Raw genomic sequence first — 14,148 nt, 5'->3', positions numbered from 1 at the left:
CCCTCGATAACCTTGAGGCCACGAGTACACCAAAGTGGTTGGTTCAGGCCGGGACGATCGCTGACTTCGGTGCCCGTCTCACTGGCTGGGGCGATCGCCGGCAAGGCCCTCCTCCGTCGGGCCTTGCCACCGGGTGACCCTGGCTGAGGTGACAGCAGCACTGACAGCAACGTCCCCGCACGCCGACGCATCCGCGCCACCGTCCACCCGCGCCTGACCACGGTCTCGATCAGCCGAGCAGGGTGCTTGCCCCGCCTGAAAAGCGGAAGGTCGGCGGTTCGACCCCGCCCCTGACCACCTCACACGACCAGCAAAAACGCCCCGAAGTGATCACCGCTCCGGGGCGTTTTCGTGTCCGCTGACGGCAACGCCAGGCGGATGGTCGCCGGTAGGGAGCGGCAAGTACGAACCGGGAAGCATTGGGCCCGGCTGCACCTAACGGGCGAGTCGAGTAAACCGGGAACCCCTCTCAGGGCGCCCATGCATCATGGTGGCCATGCGAGAGATCGGCTCTAGGAAGGATGACCACAGGCACCCCTGAGGCAAGGGGTCATTCCGCCGGCCCATCTCTTGGGGATCAGATAATCTGATTTTATGAAGGTGATGACTGCCACCGAAGCGTCCCGGAGCTTCGCGACGGTGCTCGATGCGGCCGAGCATGGGGAAACGATCGTGGTGACTCGCGGTGGGAAGCAGATCGCTGTGATCGGTCCCGCGCCGACAGCCCCGGGACGTATGGTCAAGGCGTTTCTGGCAAGCAGAGCGGGGACGTTGGACGCCGATTTCGAAGCTGACGTCGCGGCGGCCCGCGAGGCGACCGACAACGAGATGAGGGGCACGTGGCCCGACGCCTGATCCTTGACACCGGTGTGCTCATTGCCGCCGAGCGAGGCAAGGCGTCCGTGGACGCGGTGATAGGAGACGCCGATGATGTGGCGATCTCGGCGATCACTGTGGCCGAGCTGCTCGTCGGTGTAGAGCTGGCCGATGCGGCCCGCCGGCCCGGTCGGCAGGCCTTTGTGGACCAAGTTCTCGCGTTGATCCCGGTCGAGGAGTACACGACGGACGTCGCTAGAGTCCACGCCCGTCTTATGGCGCATGTTCGCCGCGAGGGCAAGTCGCGAGGCGCGTACGATCTGCTGATCGCGGCTACGGCCGCGGCCACCGCGAGAACGGTGCTGACGATGGATGCGTCTGCTGCATTCGACGATCTCCCTGGCGTGCGCGCCCAGGTAGTTCCTCGCTGAATGCCGACGGCAACCCTGACGGCAACCCTCACGGCAACGTTCGTCACCGTAGCCATACGTGAGGCACCGTTGGTGGCCTTCTACCTCCAGATCGCGGTAGGTCAGTAGGACGATCGCCACGCCTGAAAAGCGGAAGGTCGGCGGTTCGACCCCGCCCCTGACCACCTCACACGACCAGCAAGAAAGCCCCGAAGCGATCATCGCTCTGGGGCGTTTTTGTCTTGACGACAGCCCTGACGACAACCGGCAGTGGCAGCCGTGCCTGAGCTGCTGCAGAATCTCCGTGTGAGCCGGACCGACAACACGATGCCGCTGCGCATCCAAGAGCAGGACGGCCGCCGCTACAGACACGACGTGGGCGGGTCCTATAAGGACATCGGCGTGGACACGAACATCGCGGAGCGGAAGGCTCGACAGCGCGTCCGGCTGATCCTGCTAAGGGGCGATGAGCCGGAGCCTACGAGGCACCGCCACAGCGAGAAATGGCTCTACTAGCGAGCATGAAGAAGCGCCCCAGGAGATCCCGGGGCGCTTCACTGTAGGGCGTGGGCAGATCAGCTCAGTGCCGTACCCAACTTCCTGAGGGCTTTGCGCTTCTAGCCCAGGGAGGCGTGAGCGTAGATCGTCATGGTGACCTCGATGTCGGAGTGGCCGACGATCTCTCGGACGATGTGCGGAGGTACGCCCAGATGGAGCAGGAGGCTCACGCAGGTGTGGCGGAGGTCGTGAAGCCGAACGGCTCCGGGTCCAGCCGCCTGACGAATCTCTCCCCAGCTACGCCGCAGGTTGTCCGCTCCATGGGCGTGCCGCGCCGGGACGGGAAGATTAGGCCGTGGTCGTCCCAGTCCGGGTAGCGGTCAGCGCGTTCTGCGATCTGCCGCTTGCGGTGCTCCTTGAGCGCGTCGAGGCAGACGGACGGGAGCGGGATGGTGCGCTCAGAGTCCGCTGTCTTGGGCTTGACGAACTGGAGGCGACCGCCGACCCGCTGGAGGGTCTGGATGATTTCCAGGGTGCCCGCTTCAAGGTCGACATCTTCCCAGTGGAGCCCGAGGAGTTCCCCACGGGCGCAGGCCGAGGCAGAGCGCGGTGTCGACGATTCAGCTGCGTGGGGGGAAGAGCGGTTCCTGCTGGGCGCGGCGGTATCGGACGTTCGGACTGCGATGGCTACCACCGACGGTCTCGATGACGTTCTCTTCACGTAGGACGCGAAGCCATCTGCGGACGATCTGGTCTCCGAGACCGGTGCGCGAGGACAGTTCGGCGCGGGAGAGCGTTTCGTGGCCCAGAGCGTCGAGGATCGTCTGCCGGCGGTCGGCGCGCTGCGGGTGCGGTGTGGATCGATGCTCCGCCAGGTGATAGCGCGTCCACCGGCCGGTTCCTTCCGGAAGGATCAATTCGCGGGAGACCAGATCCCGGAGCTCGAGTGTCGCGACGCGTGAGTCGACGCCGGTGTGCTCGCGATAGGACCTATTGTCCATAGGCTCGTCTTCGCCTTGCCGTAGGAGAGCGAGGAAGAGCCCTTGACTGTCGGTGAGGCCGCTCTGCCCGAGGGCAGCTATCCACGCGATCGTCTCTGCGCTGAGCAGTGTGTGATTGGGGAAGGTCACCGAGAACCGAGATATCTTGTCCTCGAAACGGGGCGGGCTCATCCCAGCGCTGCGCAGGGCGTCGAGCATCGCACGGATGCCGGAGCCGCGGTTCTCGCACACAGTTCGGGTCTCGCCGGGGACCGCCACGTCTTCCAGCAGTCTCATCAGGGTCGCGTTGCGTGCGGAGGAGACGCCTTCTTCGCCTAGATCGTCGACTGTGAGCGCGCCGTATAGGCCTCCGGGGTTCCGGATGACGAGCCGGTCGGGGTACATCTCGATCTGGACCTGTCCGCCTCGCGCCGCTGAGGACAAGTCTCGATGCACCAAGGCGTTGACGATTGCCTCGCGCAACGCCGTCTCTGGATACTCCCAGACGTCTTGCCGGCCAAGTCCGACTATTACGGCGCGCCGAGACATGTTCCGCCGGATCGTGTTGAGCGCGTCTCGGACCATCACCGGAATCGGTCCCTCAAGCGCGATGTTGTCCAGGAAGCGTTCACCTGAGGGCAAGGGAGCGCCGGTGATGGTGGGATAGGAAACGAAGGTGATCATGAGCTGGGGAAAGTGTTCCTGGGGATAGCGGCCGAGGGCCAGCAGCCCGCCGAGTGAGACGGTGTCGCTGCCGTCCGCTGCGCGGACGATCACCTTGGCGCGCCTGAGGAGACTGTCTCGATCGAGTCCCTGGAACGCGTAAGGGCGCGTGACCCGCAGCCGAGCGACCAGCGCCTCGACACCGGCTGCGTCGAGGCATTCGAGGCCCACACCCGGCACGGGTTCCTCATCCTCCCTGGGCTGTCCACGCGATGACAGCATGAGCTGTACCTCGTAGGTGGTCAGCCGCCGATCTCCATCGCTCACCCGGATGAAGCTGCCCTTGCTGATCCCCGCGCCTTTGTAGAAGCAGGGTTTCAGTGTGGGAAGGGCTTCGGGGATCTCCGCTACGAGCACATGGCGACCCTCGAATTCGTGGATCCCGATCTCCGCTCGTACCGGCGGTTCCATCTCTTCCGCGCACATCGCGCCGAGATCGGCCGCGAGCTTTGCGGGATCCGCCAATCCCGTGGCCTTGAATCCGCGCCCCTCTTCGAGTCCGAGGATGATCACTCCGCCGTTCCTGTTGGCGAACTGTCAACGGTCAGTAGGTTCTCCCCGTAGGCGGCCTGGAGTTCTCCCCGCTGGCGGCCATGAAGACCTCCCCAACGGCGGCCATCTATCTCCCCACCGCTGGTTCTGATCTGGTTAGCTGAAGGGCTTGACCCCCTGCCCGGTCGTGGCTTGGGTAAGCCGGAAGCTGTCACCCTGAGTGACGACGACATGGGCGTGGTGAAGAAGCCTGTCGACCGTGGCGGTGGCCAATGTCTTGGGCATGATCTCGTCGAAGCCCGAGGGATGCAGGTTGGAGCTGACCGCGAGACTGCGTCGCTCGTAGGCGGCATCGACCAGGCGGTAGAAGCCCTCGGCGGCGTCCGGGGAGACCGGGAGCAGGCCGATGTCGTCCACAATGATCAAGTCGGCGCGGGTGATGCGGGTCAGCGCACGGGCGATGGAGTCATCCACGCGATGGCGGCGGACCAGCGCGCCGAGGTCTTCGATGGTGAACCACATGACGGCCATCCCGGCCTCGACCGCGGCCTGGCCGAGCGCCTCGCTGTAGTGGCTCTTGCCCGTGCCCGACGGGCCGCAGATGCAGAGATTCTCCCGTCGTGTCACCCATTCCAGGGCCTTGAGCGCATCTTGGGTGGGGCGAGGGATGGAGGAGACGGTCTCATCCCAGTCGCCGAAGGTCTTGCCGGTGGGGAAAGCAGCACGTTTTCTGCGGGTGTTGAGGTTGGCCCGGTCACGTCCGGCGGCCTCTTCGGCCAGCAGGACGCGCACGACCTCGGCCGGATCCCAGCGCTGGGCCTTGGCGGTGGGCACCAGATCGGCCAGAGCGCGGCGGATGTGCGGCAGTTTGAGCCGTCTGGTCAGCTCGATGGCCTCAGCCAGCGGGTCGCCGGCGGTGGCGGGGAGGGTGCGCGGCGGGGTGGCCATGTCAGATCAGATCCTTCTCATCGTCGTCGTGAGCGGGCGCGGGAGAAGCCGCAGGGGAAACCGGGGGTGTGCCGGTGCCGAAGGCGGCCCAGGCCGATGTACCCGGCTGCAGGCTGTGGCCCTCGCCGGCACGGGTGGGCTCGGCGTCGGCCTGGCGGAGCTGGTAATCCAGGATGGACAGCAGGTCCGCATCGGCGAACCGGCCGGTGATCGCCGCAGTACCGAGCGCGCGGTCAACGGCGGCGGGGGTGTGCAGCTTGGCCAGCGCGACGGCCTCGGCCATCTTGGCGCGCACTCGCCGGGTGCCTGCCGCGGCGGCCTCCACCAGCCACGAGGCGGCGCCGGGGCCGAGCATCAAGAACGCCGCCTCCTCGGCCGTGGCCGCCTTGGGGGTGCGGTCGGCCTGCTTGTCCTCGCGCGGCGGGTAGTGCGCTTCGTCGATGACCGGGGTTCCGGGAGTGCCGCGCCGGTGCCGGGCCACCTCGGCCGCGGTGCCGTCCCCGGCGACGGCGGTGACGATCAGCTCATCGCCATGGAAGCGAGCCCACACGCGGGTGTCGACCAGAGGGTGCGGCACCGAGTACCGCACTCCTTCGACGGAGATGGTGCACTCCCAGGTCACCCGCCGCGTGGTGCCGAACGCCGCGGTGAACGGCGCCTTGGGCAGCGGGTGCAGCCGCTGGCGTTCCTCGGCCAGCATCTGCTCCGGAACCCGGCGCGTCTGCCGGTGCACGCGGCCGTTGACCCCGGCGCAAAAGTCCCGGCAGGCGGCCTCCACCTGCGCGAACGTCCGGTACTCGGGCAGCAGATTCGTGTCGGTGGGCACCAGGTCGGCCTTGGCGATGCGCACCGTGGCCTCGCTGCCGCCCTTGGACTCGGGGTCGGCCGGGATACAGGTGCGAATCGTCATCCCGTAATGCTTGGCCACCTCCACGATCTCGGCGTTGCGCACCGCGATCCCGGCCACGTGATCGGTGGTGACGGTCTTCTCGTTATCGGTCAGTGCATAGGCGGGCACCCCGCCGATCTTCCTGAGTGTCGCATCCAGGCAGGCCACGATCGTCGGCAGCGTCTTGTCCCAGACCGGGATCACCACCCGAAACCGAGACCAGGCCAGCCAGGCGCACCACAACGTGACCTGCCGCCCCTTGATCACCGGGCCGGTTCCCCAGTCCCACTGCAGCCACAGTCCCGGCTCGGTAACCCAGGGCCGGTAGACCCGGTGCCGACCCAGCCGGTACTGGGCCTTGGCCTCGGCCACCGTGCGCCGCGTGGTGCGCTCGCCGCCGGCGAACCCCATCGCCGAGATCCGCTTGTGCACCACATCCGCGCGGACCTTCCCCCGCGAGCGCACCACCAGCTCTTCGATCTTCGGCAGGTACGCGTCGATCGCCCGTTCCCGGTGCTTGCGCTGCTCGGGCGACTGCCCGGCCGCGCGCATCTTCACATACCGGGCCACCGTGTGGTGGTCGCACCCGGACAGCTCGGCCGCAGCGCGGTAACTCCCCGTGAGGTCATACGCCTCAAGAATCTCCATGATCTCCCTGCTGCTCTTCACCCGCTCGACTCTCGCCGACCGGGACTGATCACGATCAAGCGGGGAGATATCTGGCCGCACGTGGGGAATCCCGTGGCCATCAGTGGGGCGGTATCTGGCCGCCTATGGGGAGCTTCTCATGACCGCCGTCAGCGAACGCGGACAGTGTTTCCCGCAACGACTTCGGCAGCCCGCCCTCCGCCTTCTTGACCTCGACGTCGCTGATGTCCGCACCCACCGCCCGCAGGTTCTGGACGATCTCCCCAAGATCGGCGGTCAGCACCATGAACTCCCGAGCTTGCTCGCCAACATGTTTGTAACCATGCTAACGAACAAGTTGTTCTGACGAACGGGTTTCGCCGAGGTGACGGATCGGGGAAGCGGTGCTAACAAGGTGACCGGGCTTGTCTCGGATGATGAGGAGACGGCCCGCCGAACAACGCCGCACCCGCGATCGTGGCGACCGCTGTGGATGAGTTGCTTGTCGGCGTGGAGATGGTCGATGTGGCCGACGGCCCAACGAGCAGGCTTTTGGGGACGACGTCCTCGTGTTGGTCCCTGTTGAGAAGTACGCCATGGACGTCGCCAGGGTCTATGCACATCTCGTGGCGCATGTCGGCGGGAGGGTAAGACTCGATGAGCGCACGATCGCGCCCCGACCGCGCCACCCGTTGGACAGAATCGGTATTGGGGGCCGGACGCCTGTCGCCGTCGTTCCGCAATCACAGGGCAGTCGCCACCCGCCTCTCTGAGGTTCCGCATCCGGCAAGAGAGGTGTGCATGCGAAAATTCCGGATCGATGTCGGCCTAGCCCTTTTCGCGCTGGCCGGAGTCGTTGGCGGGCTTGCTTGGGTCAGCGAGGCTTTGCTCAACTCGCTCATGTTTTGGGCCGTCGCAGCGTTCCTGGCCTGGAAGGGCATCCTAGCTTTTCTGGGCAGGATCGAACCCTCGCAGACGCCGCCCCCGTCCCCCCTCACACCGGCGGACTCAGCGGGGCCTCAGAAAGCGCCCGACGGGCAATCCTTCCCTTCGGCCGCCTCGGGCGACAGCGCGCTCGACACGCCGCCACCCCCTGCGCGAACGGATCACCCGGATGAACTGCTGGCAATGGGGGAGGTTGTCAAAGACTTCAAGTTGTTCATGCGTCGCGTCATCGCCGTGCTTCTTCTTTTCCTCCTGGTGCCGCTGACGCTGATCTCCTCCATCGGGGGGTGGTCTTGCTGTCCGAAGGCACGGTGCTGGGAGCTGGTGCCGCTTTCCTGATGGCCGGAGGGCTTGGGTGGTGTTGCTGGGGCCGCCCGCTGCGCAAACTCTGGGGAGGCGACGGCGATGAGGAATCGCAGGTCACCGAGGATCACACGAGGGTGGGGGTCGAGTCCGGAAGTGGCTACGAGAGTGGCGGTACGGCGTCGGGCAGCGCGGGGCCCGGGTCCGCTCCAGTGCAGCTGTCCCTTCCCGAAGAGATCCTCCTCCTCTCGTACCGCAATGGGGTCGCCTACGATGACGAGCGGAGCGCGATTGCTTGCGCGGGGGCGGAACTCGGCGAACTCGCGTTGCGCCGTAGGGTGCAGGTCACGGCTCGGAAGTTCAGGCTTTTCGGCGTCCAGGTGTACGGGTCAGGCGCGATCCGTGTGCTGGACCCTGCTCCCACCGGACTTGCCTGGGCCGACGAGCTTATGGCAGAGCTGGAGCGCCTCGAAAAATCGCGGCGACGCCTCATGCCCTTTGCTACGGCCCGGACAAGCTCCGAAAGCAGGCCGGTAAGCCTGGACAAGTGGCTTCGGCTGCGCGGCGACAAAGCACTCCTCCTGCACAGGGAGGCGCTGACCGAACGTCGTGTGCTGTTTCACAGTCCAGGCTCTCGGCCGAGACAGGAAGAACGCCACTACCCGGATCCCTCCGTGCGCAACGAGCTGATCAGCCGGCTTCGTGCCGTCGGCGACGGAAGGGTTCCCCTGGACGAACACATGCTGCTCTTGCTGAACCTCATGGCGGAGGCCGGGCTGAACGACGAACTGGGACTGACCTCGAGCACGAGCCAACGATTCAACCGCGTCCACGGAAACGGAGCGGCGGGGGCACTGTCGGAAGAGATGAGGGAAACCAGCGCAATGCTTGCTGTGAGCATTTCCCGGAGAAGTCGAGGTGACGGGGGCGGTAGTGACGGGGATGGTGGTGACGGTGGCGAGTAGCCGCTGACCCGATCATGTCACTTGGCATGAAAGGGGCTCACTGTGCCGGTTCCGGTTCACCGTGGGTCATCGGTACGGGTGCACTGCGGGTCATCGGTTCCGGTCCATTGCGGAACCGGTAACCGATTGACCGCAGGTGTCGATATTCCGCGAAGGACAGCAGCAGGGACGTGACGGTCCCGCAGAGGTTCAGCGTCAGCCATATCCAGTGGGGCACCTCTTTGGAGTCGCCTTCCCAGAGCTCTGAGACATTGATCAGCAGCATGATGAGCGTTGTGCCGATCGGCGCGAGCAGCGGGTGGATCTCGCCGGTCCACATGCCGGTACGCGCTGCCCAGTAGATGGTGCAGCCCCAGAAGCAGCAGTACCAGAGGAGAAGGAAGGGCAGCGCGAGTATGAGGGCGAGTACTCCTACTCCCTCTCCGTCGATGTTGATGGAGGGATTGGGGTGAAGAAACAGCAGGAGGAACGGCAGGCAGATGACGGTCAGTGCGAGCGCCGCACGTACCAGGAGACGCCGCGCACCGGGCAGGAGTCGGGCGCGGTGGCCGGGACGGGTGATGATGAGCATCAGGAGAAGCGACAGCGGCGGCAGAAGAAGAGCAGTGCCTCCAGTCTGCAACATCTTCCCGAATGAGTTGGCCCAAGGGTAAAGAACGCCATGGTACCCGGAGGTGATCACCACGATGGTGGCCATGCCGACCGTTGCTCGCCAGAATGCGAGCCGATCCAGTATCCGGTCTTCTCTGAGTGGTCCGACTCTGGGTTTGAACACGAGCTTGGCGGCGAGCCATGGGTGGAGCATTATGGCGAGGACGCGCGAGTGGGATGACTGCAAGCATTCCTCCCGTATCCCGATTCGGGTATCCCGTCTGTCACGGTTGTTCGCGTTATCATCCGAACGCCACCTACTGTCGCTGCCTTGCTGGAGAGAAACTTCTCTCGGCCCGGCACGTCAATCGAAATACGTCTCCTCCCCCGCAGGGATTACCGGCGGCGTCATTCTCAATGATATTGAAAGGACTTGCATGCCGCTTGCAGGGAATTTGACCAGGAGGAGTCATGTTCTAGAGAGGCCGGTCAGGCGGAAGTGGGTGCAGCCTCATCGCACAACGCCCTCTTTATGGCGCATGTCCGGAGCCGCATACCCCGGCGAGCCACTAGAACGCGAAGCGGCGTATTCTTCGCCCGTGGGACTGCGGTTCGAGATGCGTCGGTCCGACTCGCCGTGGGTCGACACCGTGTGGACATGCAGGAGCGAGCAGGTCACTGCGATGACGTCCGTCGCAGGGGTGTGTTGGGGCCTGGTGTTCTGGGAGCAGGCCGGCCGGACGTACGCGGGCATCACCGGTCCCGAGACCCGGACCGGCACGGCGCCGGTGCCGGAGGGCGCGACCTTCACCGGCATCGAGTTCGCCGTGGGCACCTCGTTGCGGGCCGTGCCCACGCCGGCGCTGGTCGACGGCGGCATCGGGCTCCTCGACACCAGGCGGCGGACGTTCCGGCTGGACGGCGCGCGCTGGGAGACGCCCGGCCCCGACGACGCCGAGGCCCTGGTCGACAGTCTCGTCCGGGCCGGGACCGTGGTCCGTGACCTGCTCGTCGCCGACGTGCTGCGGGGTCACCGCCCGGCCGTCTCGGGGCGCACGGTCGAACGCCGGTTCCGCGCCGCGACCGGACTGACGCGGGGCGTGGTCCGGCAGATCGAACGGGCCCGCACGGCGGCGGCACTGCTGGCCGCCGGCGACCCGGCCGCCGACGTCGTTGCCAAGCTCGACTACTTCGACGAGCCGCACCTGGCCCGAGCACTGCGCTCCTACGTCGGACGCACCGTCAGGCAGCTGCGCGAGGGCGCCGGCGGCGCGATCGCCCTCGACCTGGGTCAGCGCTTGACGTCGTAGACCAGCTTCAGGATCCCGTTCGAGTAGCTCTCCGACTCCCGCAGCGTCAGCAGGTGCTTGTCTCGGTCAGCCCGGCCGAACAGGCTCTTCCCGGCACCGAGCAGCACGGGGAAGACGAGCAGGTTGTACTGGTCGATCAGGCCTGCATCCGACAGCCGCCGGGCCAGCTCCGCGCTCCCGTGGATGAAGATCGCGCCGCCCTCGCCCTCCTTGAGCGCGGCGACGTCCTCGGTCGAGCGCAGGATCGTCGTCGGCCCCCACCCGTCGACGAGGGCGTCGTCGGACAGCGTGGTCGACACCACGTACTTGGGCAGTTCCTTGTAGTCGGCGTGGTCCTCCGAGCCGGGCCAGACCGGCGCGAACGCCTCGTAGCTGCGGCGGCCGAACATCAGCGCCGTCGTGTCGGTGAGTTCCTCGCCCTTCAGCGACCAGGCTTCTGGGACGAAATCGAGGTCCTTGACCACCCACCCGCCGCTGCGGTGCTCCTCGCCCGGCCCGCCGCCGGGCGAGTCCACGACGCCGTCCAGCGACATGAAACCGGTGTAGACCAGGTCACGCATTGTGCTGTCTCCTCATATTCGGGCGAACTACTGGGTCCACGGTAGATCGTGGACCCGGCGGGCGTCTTGGACGAAAACGACAGCGGGTCGAAGAAACGACAGCGGGTCGAAATGCATAGAGGGTGAATCCGCGGATGGGGTGTCTCTCCCGGGATTCACGGAGGGAGGGGGCGCGCCCTCAGGCGAGTCCCCTTGGTTGTTAGCGCTAACATTCCGCCTTTCGATCAAGCTTTCGTCTCTGTCGAGCGAGTTGTGGTGGCGGAGAGGAGCAAATCTCAGGCGGAAGGGGCTGTCAAGGGCCCCGTAAGCGGCGGGCCGGAAGGAGCGAGAGGCGCGCCGGCCTATCTGGTGTTCCAAGGGCGGCCGTACCTGCCCGGTGAAGGTTGTGCGTGATGAACGTTTCATCGGCGATGCCGTGACTCGGGTGACGGTGCCGCAACTTTCAGGAGGATCAGACGGACGTCGGAGCATGTCCGTCGCATATGTGTTGGGTAGGTAAACCGAAACTTTCTGGGGATGCTTGACACATTTCGTAATGGTTTCCACACTGAGTCTCCGAGACGGTCTTCCTGCCAGTCGGTGGTGCGGCTGGGATCGCCGTTCGCGACGCCCGGTGGTGTGCGTCCCCGGTGAGGGACGAGGCGTCGGTCCATGGGATGTCCCCCGTGTTTCCCCGCTTTCCATGATCAAAAATGGAGGCTCAGTCATGGGCACGAATGCCATACCCCCGCCCGGAACCAGGCGGCCCTTCAGTGGCCCCCGCCGGGCCCTGATCGCCGGCGCTGTCGGAATCCTCGTACTCGGCACGATCACGACGGTGACCGGCCCGATCTCTGCCGGTGCCGCTTCCGCCAGTGCCGCGGCGAGCACGCTCGGCGCGGCGGCCCAGCAGAGCGGACGATACTTCGGCACCGCGATCGCCGGAGGCAAGCTCGGCGACTCGGCGTACACCACGATCGCGAACCGCGAGTTCGACATGGTGACGGCCGAGAACGAGATGAAGATCGACGCCACCGAACCCAACCGCGGCCAGTTCAACTTCACCAACGGCGACCGCGTCTACAACTGGGCCGTGCAGAACGGCAAGCGGGTCCGCGGGCACACCCTGGCCTGGCACAACCAGCAGCCGGGCTGGATGCAGTCCCTGTCCGGTGCGACGCTGCGCCAGGCGATGATCGACCACATCAACGGCGTGATGGCCCACTACAAGGGCAAGATCTACGCCTGGGACGTGGTCAACGAGGCCTTCGCCGACGGCAACTCCGGCGGCCGGCGCGACTCCAACCTGCAGCGCACCGGCAACGACTGGATCGAGGTCGCCTTCCGCACCGCACGCGCCGCCGACCCGGCAGCCAAGCTCTGCTACAACGACTACAACATCGACAACTGGACCTGGGCCAAGACCCAGGGCGTCTACAACATGGTCCGCGACTTCAAGTCGCGCGGCGTGCCGATCGACTGCGTCGGCCTGCAGTCACACTTCAACAGCAACAGCCCCTACAACAGCAACTACCGCACCACCATCCAGAGCTTCGCCGCCCTCGGCGTCGACGTACAGATCACCGAGCTGGACATCCAGGGCGGCTCGGCGACCACCTACGCCAACGTGACCAACGACTGCCTGGCCGTCCCCCGCTGCACGGGCATCACCGTGTGGGGCGTCCGCGACAGTGACTCCTGGCTGGGCGCGAACACCAGCCCCCTGCTCTTCGACGGCAACGGCAACAAGAAGGCCGCCTACACGTCGGTCCTCAACGCCCTCAACGCCGCGGACCCGAACCCGGATCCCACCCCGACGCCCACCCCCACGCCGACCTCGGGCGGCGGTACCGGGCAGATCAAGGGTGTGGCCTCCGGACGTTGCGTGGACGTGCCCGGCTCCAGCACCACCGACGGCACCCAGGTGAACCTTTGGGACTGCCACACCAATCCCAACCAGCAGTGGACCTACACCGCCGCCGGTGAGTTCAGGGTCTACGGCAACAAGTGCCTGGACGCCGCCGGCACCGCCAACGGCGTCAAGGCTCAGATCTACACCTGCTGGGGCGGCGACAACCAGAAATGGCGCATCAACGCCGACGGCAGCATCACCGGCGTGCAGTCCGGCCTGTGCCTGGACGCCGTCGGCACCGGAACCGCCAACGGCACCCTGATCCAGCTCTATGCCTGCTACGGCGGCAACAACCAGAAATGGACCTGGAACGGCACCCCGGGAACCCCCGACCCAACGCCGACCGGCACGTGCGCTCTTCCGTCGACGTACCGATGGACATCAACGGGCCCGCTGGCGAACCCGAAGTCGGGGTGGGTCTCGCTGAAGGACTTCACCGTCGTCCCCTACAACGGCAGGCATCTCGTCTATGCGACGACGCACGACACCGGAACGACGTGGGGTTCGATGAACTTCGGCCTCTTCACCAACTGGTCCGACATGGCCTCGGCCAGCCAGAACACGATGTCCTCCGCCACTGTCGCGCCTACGCTCCTCTATTTCGCACCGAGGAACATCTGGGTGCTCGCCTACCAGTGGGGTGGGACCGCCTTCTCCTACCGGACGTCGAGCGACCCCACCAATCCGAATGGCTGGTCGTCGCAGCAGGTGCTCTTCTCCGGAAGCATCTCCGGCTCCGGAACAGGACCCATCGACCAGACACTCATCGGTGACAGCACGAACATGTACCTGTTCTTCGCCGGGGACAACGGCAAGATCTACCGGGCCAGTATGCCCATCGGGAATTTCCCGGGCAGTTTCGGCACGACCTCGACGGTGATCATGAGTGACACGACGAACAATCTGTTCGAAGGAGTTCAGGTCTACAAGCTCCAGGGCCAGGACCGATACCTCATGCTCGTCGAGGCGATCGGCTCGCAGGGGCGTTACTTCCGCTCGTTCACGGCCACCAGTCTGAACGGTTCGTGGACACCGCAGGCCGCGACCGAGAGCAATCCCTTCGCCGGCAAGGCCAACAGCGGTGCCACCTGGACCAACGACATCAGCCACGGCGAACTGGTTCGCAGCGATCCCGATCAGACCATGACCGTTGATCCCTGCAATCTGCAGTTGCTCTACCAGGGACGTAACCCCAGCTCC

The 14,148-nt window shown here is 65.8% G+C and carries 14 protein-coding genes, 2 tRNA genes and 1 pseudogene; 9 read left to right on the top strand and 8 right to left on the bottom strand.

Annotated features, from left to right (window positions below; all coding sequences use genetic code 11):
- The first annotated feature begins 231 nt into the window (after positions 1-231).
- From IEY82_RS00485 to IEY82_RS00465, 5 genes are all read left to right on the top strand, one after another.
- Positions 232-297: transfer RNA gene (locus tag IEY82_RS00485), tRNA-Phe, on the top strand.
- A 297-nt stretch (positions 298-594) separates the two neighbouring features.
- Positions 595-855: a type II toxin-antitoxin system Phd/YefM family antitoxin gene (locus IEY82_RS00480; RefSeq protein WP_189121927.1), complete on the top strand. Its 261-nt coding sequence runs from the start codon at positions 595-597 to the stop codon at positions 853-855.
- Positions 840-1,247, top strand: coding sequence for a PIN domain-containing protein (locus IEY82_RS00475; protein ID WP_189121926.1), 408 nt, complete (start codon positions 840-842; stop codon positions 1,245-1,247). Before IEY82_RS00480 ends, IEY82_RS00475 begins: the two co-directional genes overlap by 16 nt.
- A gap of 96 nt (positions 1,248-1,343) precedes the next feature.
- Positions 1,344-1,411, top strand: a tRNA-Phe gene (locus IEY82_RS00470).
- Positions 1,412-1,532: 121 nt separating this feature from the next.
- Positions 1,533-1,742 carry a hypothetical protein gene (locus IEY82_RS00465; protein WP_189121925.1) on the top strand — a complete coding sequence of 70 codons (210 nt, stop codon included), beginning with the start codon at positions 1,533-1,535 and terminating at the stop codon, positions 1,740-1,742.
- A 101-nt stretch (positions 1,743-1,843) separates the two neighbouring features.
- On the opposite strand, the gene IEY82_RS38805 is transcribed toward IEY82_RS00465, so the two are convergent.
- The 6 genes and pseudogenes from IEY82_RS38805 to IEY82_RS00440 form a co-directional block, all read right to left on the bottom strand.
- The gene (locus tag IEY82_RS38805) at positions 1,844-2,011 is read right to left on the bottom strand and encodes a tyrosine-type recombinase/integrase (protein ID WP_229697540.1); all 168 of its coding nucleotides are present in this window, start codon (positions 2,009-2,011) and stop codon (positions 1,844-1,846) included.
- A 333-nt stretch (positions 2,012-2,344) separates the two neighbouring features.
- Positions 2,345-3,388 carry an ATP-binding protein gene (locus IEY82_RS40220; protein ID WP_504783518.1) on the bottom strand — a complete coding sequence of 348 codons (1,044 nt, stop codon included), beginning with the start codon at positions 3,386-3,388 and terminating at the stop codon, positions 2,345-2,347.
- 6 nt (positions 3,389-3,394) lie between these two features.
- A pseudogene (locus IEY82_RS40530) lies at positions 3,395-3,949 on the bottom strand (AlbA family DNA-binding domain-containing protein); the annotation flags it as partial.
- 126 nt (positions 3,950-4,075) lie between these two features.
- Positions 4,076-4,867 (bottom strand): IS21-like element helper ATPase IstB, encoded by a 792-nt coding sequence (istB, locus tag IEY82_RS00450; RefSeq protein ID WP_189121923.1) that lies wholly within the window; start codon positions 4,865-4,867, stop codon positions 4,076-4,078.
- Between the two features lies 1 nt (position 4,868).
- Positions 4,869-6,425 (bottom strand): IS21 family transposase, encoded by a 1,557-nt coding sequence (gene istA / locus IEY82_RS00445; RefSeq protein ID WP_189121922.1) that lies wholly within the window; start codon positions 6,423-6,425, stop codon positions 4,869-4,871.
- Between the two features lie 79 nt (positions 6,426-6,504).
- Positions 6,505-6,690 (bottom strand): hypothetical protein, encoded by a 186-nt coding sequence (locus IEY82_RS00440; RefSeq protein WP_189121921.1) that lies wholly within the window; start codon positions 6,688-6,690, stop codon positions 6,505-6,507.
- Positions 6,691-7,184: 494 nt separating this feature from the next.
- Between IEY82_RS00440 and IEY82_RS00435 the strand changes: the two genes are divergently transcribed.
- Positions 7,185-7,667 carry a hypothetical protein gene (locus IEY82_RS00435; protein ID WP_189121920.1) on the top strand — a complete coding sequence of 161 codons (483 nt, stop codon included), beginning with the start codon at positions 7,185-7,187 and terminating at the stop codon, positions 7,665-7,667.
- 176 nt (positions 7,668-7,843) lie between these two features.
- Positions 7,844-8,596 carry a GOLPH3/VPS74 family protein gene (locus tag IEY82_RS00430; protein ID WP_225261897.1) on the top strand — a complete coding sequence of 251 codons (753 nt, stop codon included), beginning with the start codon at positions 7,844-7,846 and terminating at the stop codon, positions 8,594-8,596.
- 37 nt (positions 8,597-8,633) lie between these two features.
- On the opposite strand, the gene IEY82_RS00425 is transcribed toward IEY82_RS00430, so the two are convergent.
- Positions 8,634-9,293: a hypothetical protein gene (locus IEY82_RS00425; protein ID WP_189121919.1), complete on the bottom strand. Its 660-nt coding sequence runs from the start codon at positions 9,291-9,293 to the stop codon at positions 8,634-8,636.
- Positions 9,294-9,870: 577 nt separating this feature from the next.
- Between IEY82_RS00425 and IEY82_RS00420 the strand changes: the two genes are divergently transcribed.
- Positions 9,871-10,497, top strand: coding sequence for a helix-turn-helix domain-containing protein (locus IEY82_RS00420; RefSeq protein WP_225261895.1), 627 nt, complete (start codon positions 9,871-9,873; stop codon positions 10,495-10,497).
- Here IEY82_RS00420 and IEY82_RS00415 read toward each other — a convergent pair.
- Positions 10,479-11,057, bottom strand: coding sequence for a dihydrofolate reductase family protein (locus IEY82_RS00415; RefSeq protein ID WP_189121917.1), 579 nt, complete (start codon positions 11,055-11,057; stop codon positions 10,479-10,481). The two genes, IEY82_RS00420 and IEY82_RS00415, sit on opposite strands and share 19 nt — an antisense overlap.
- Before the next feature lie 817 nt (positions 11,058-11,874).
- On the opposite strand from IEY82_RS00415, the gene IEY82_RS00410 reads away from it, so the two are divergent.
- The coding region (locus tag IEY82_RS00410) for a non-reducing end alpha-L-arabinofuranosidase family hydrolase (RefSeq protein WP_229697497.1) at positions 11,875-14,148 on the top strand (2,274 nt) is incomplete at its 3' end.

Source organism: Nonomuraea cavernae, assembly GCF_014646355.1.
Taxonomy (GTDB): domain Bacteria; phylum Actinomycetota; class Actinomycetes; order Streptosporangiales; family Streptosporangiaceae; genus Nonomuraea; species Nonomuraea cavernae.
The sequence above is the reverse complement of the archived record's forward strand: the minus strand, read 5'-3'. Positions and strand labels throughout refer to the sequence as shown.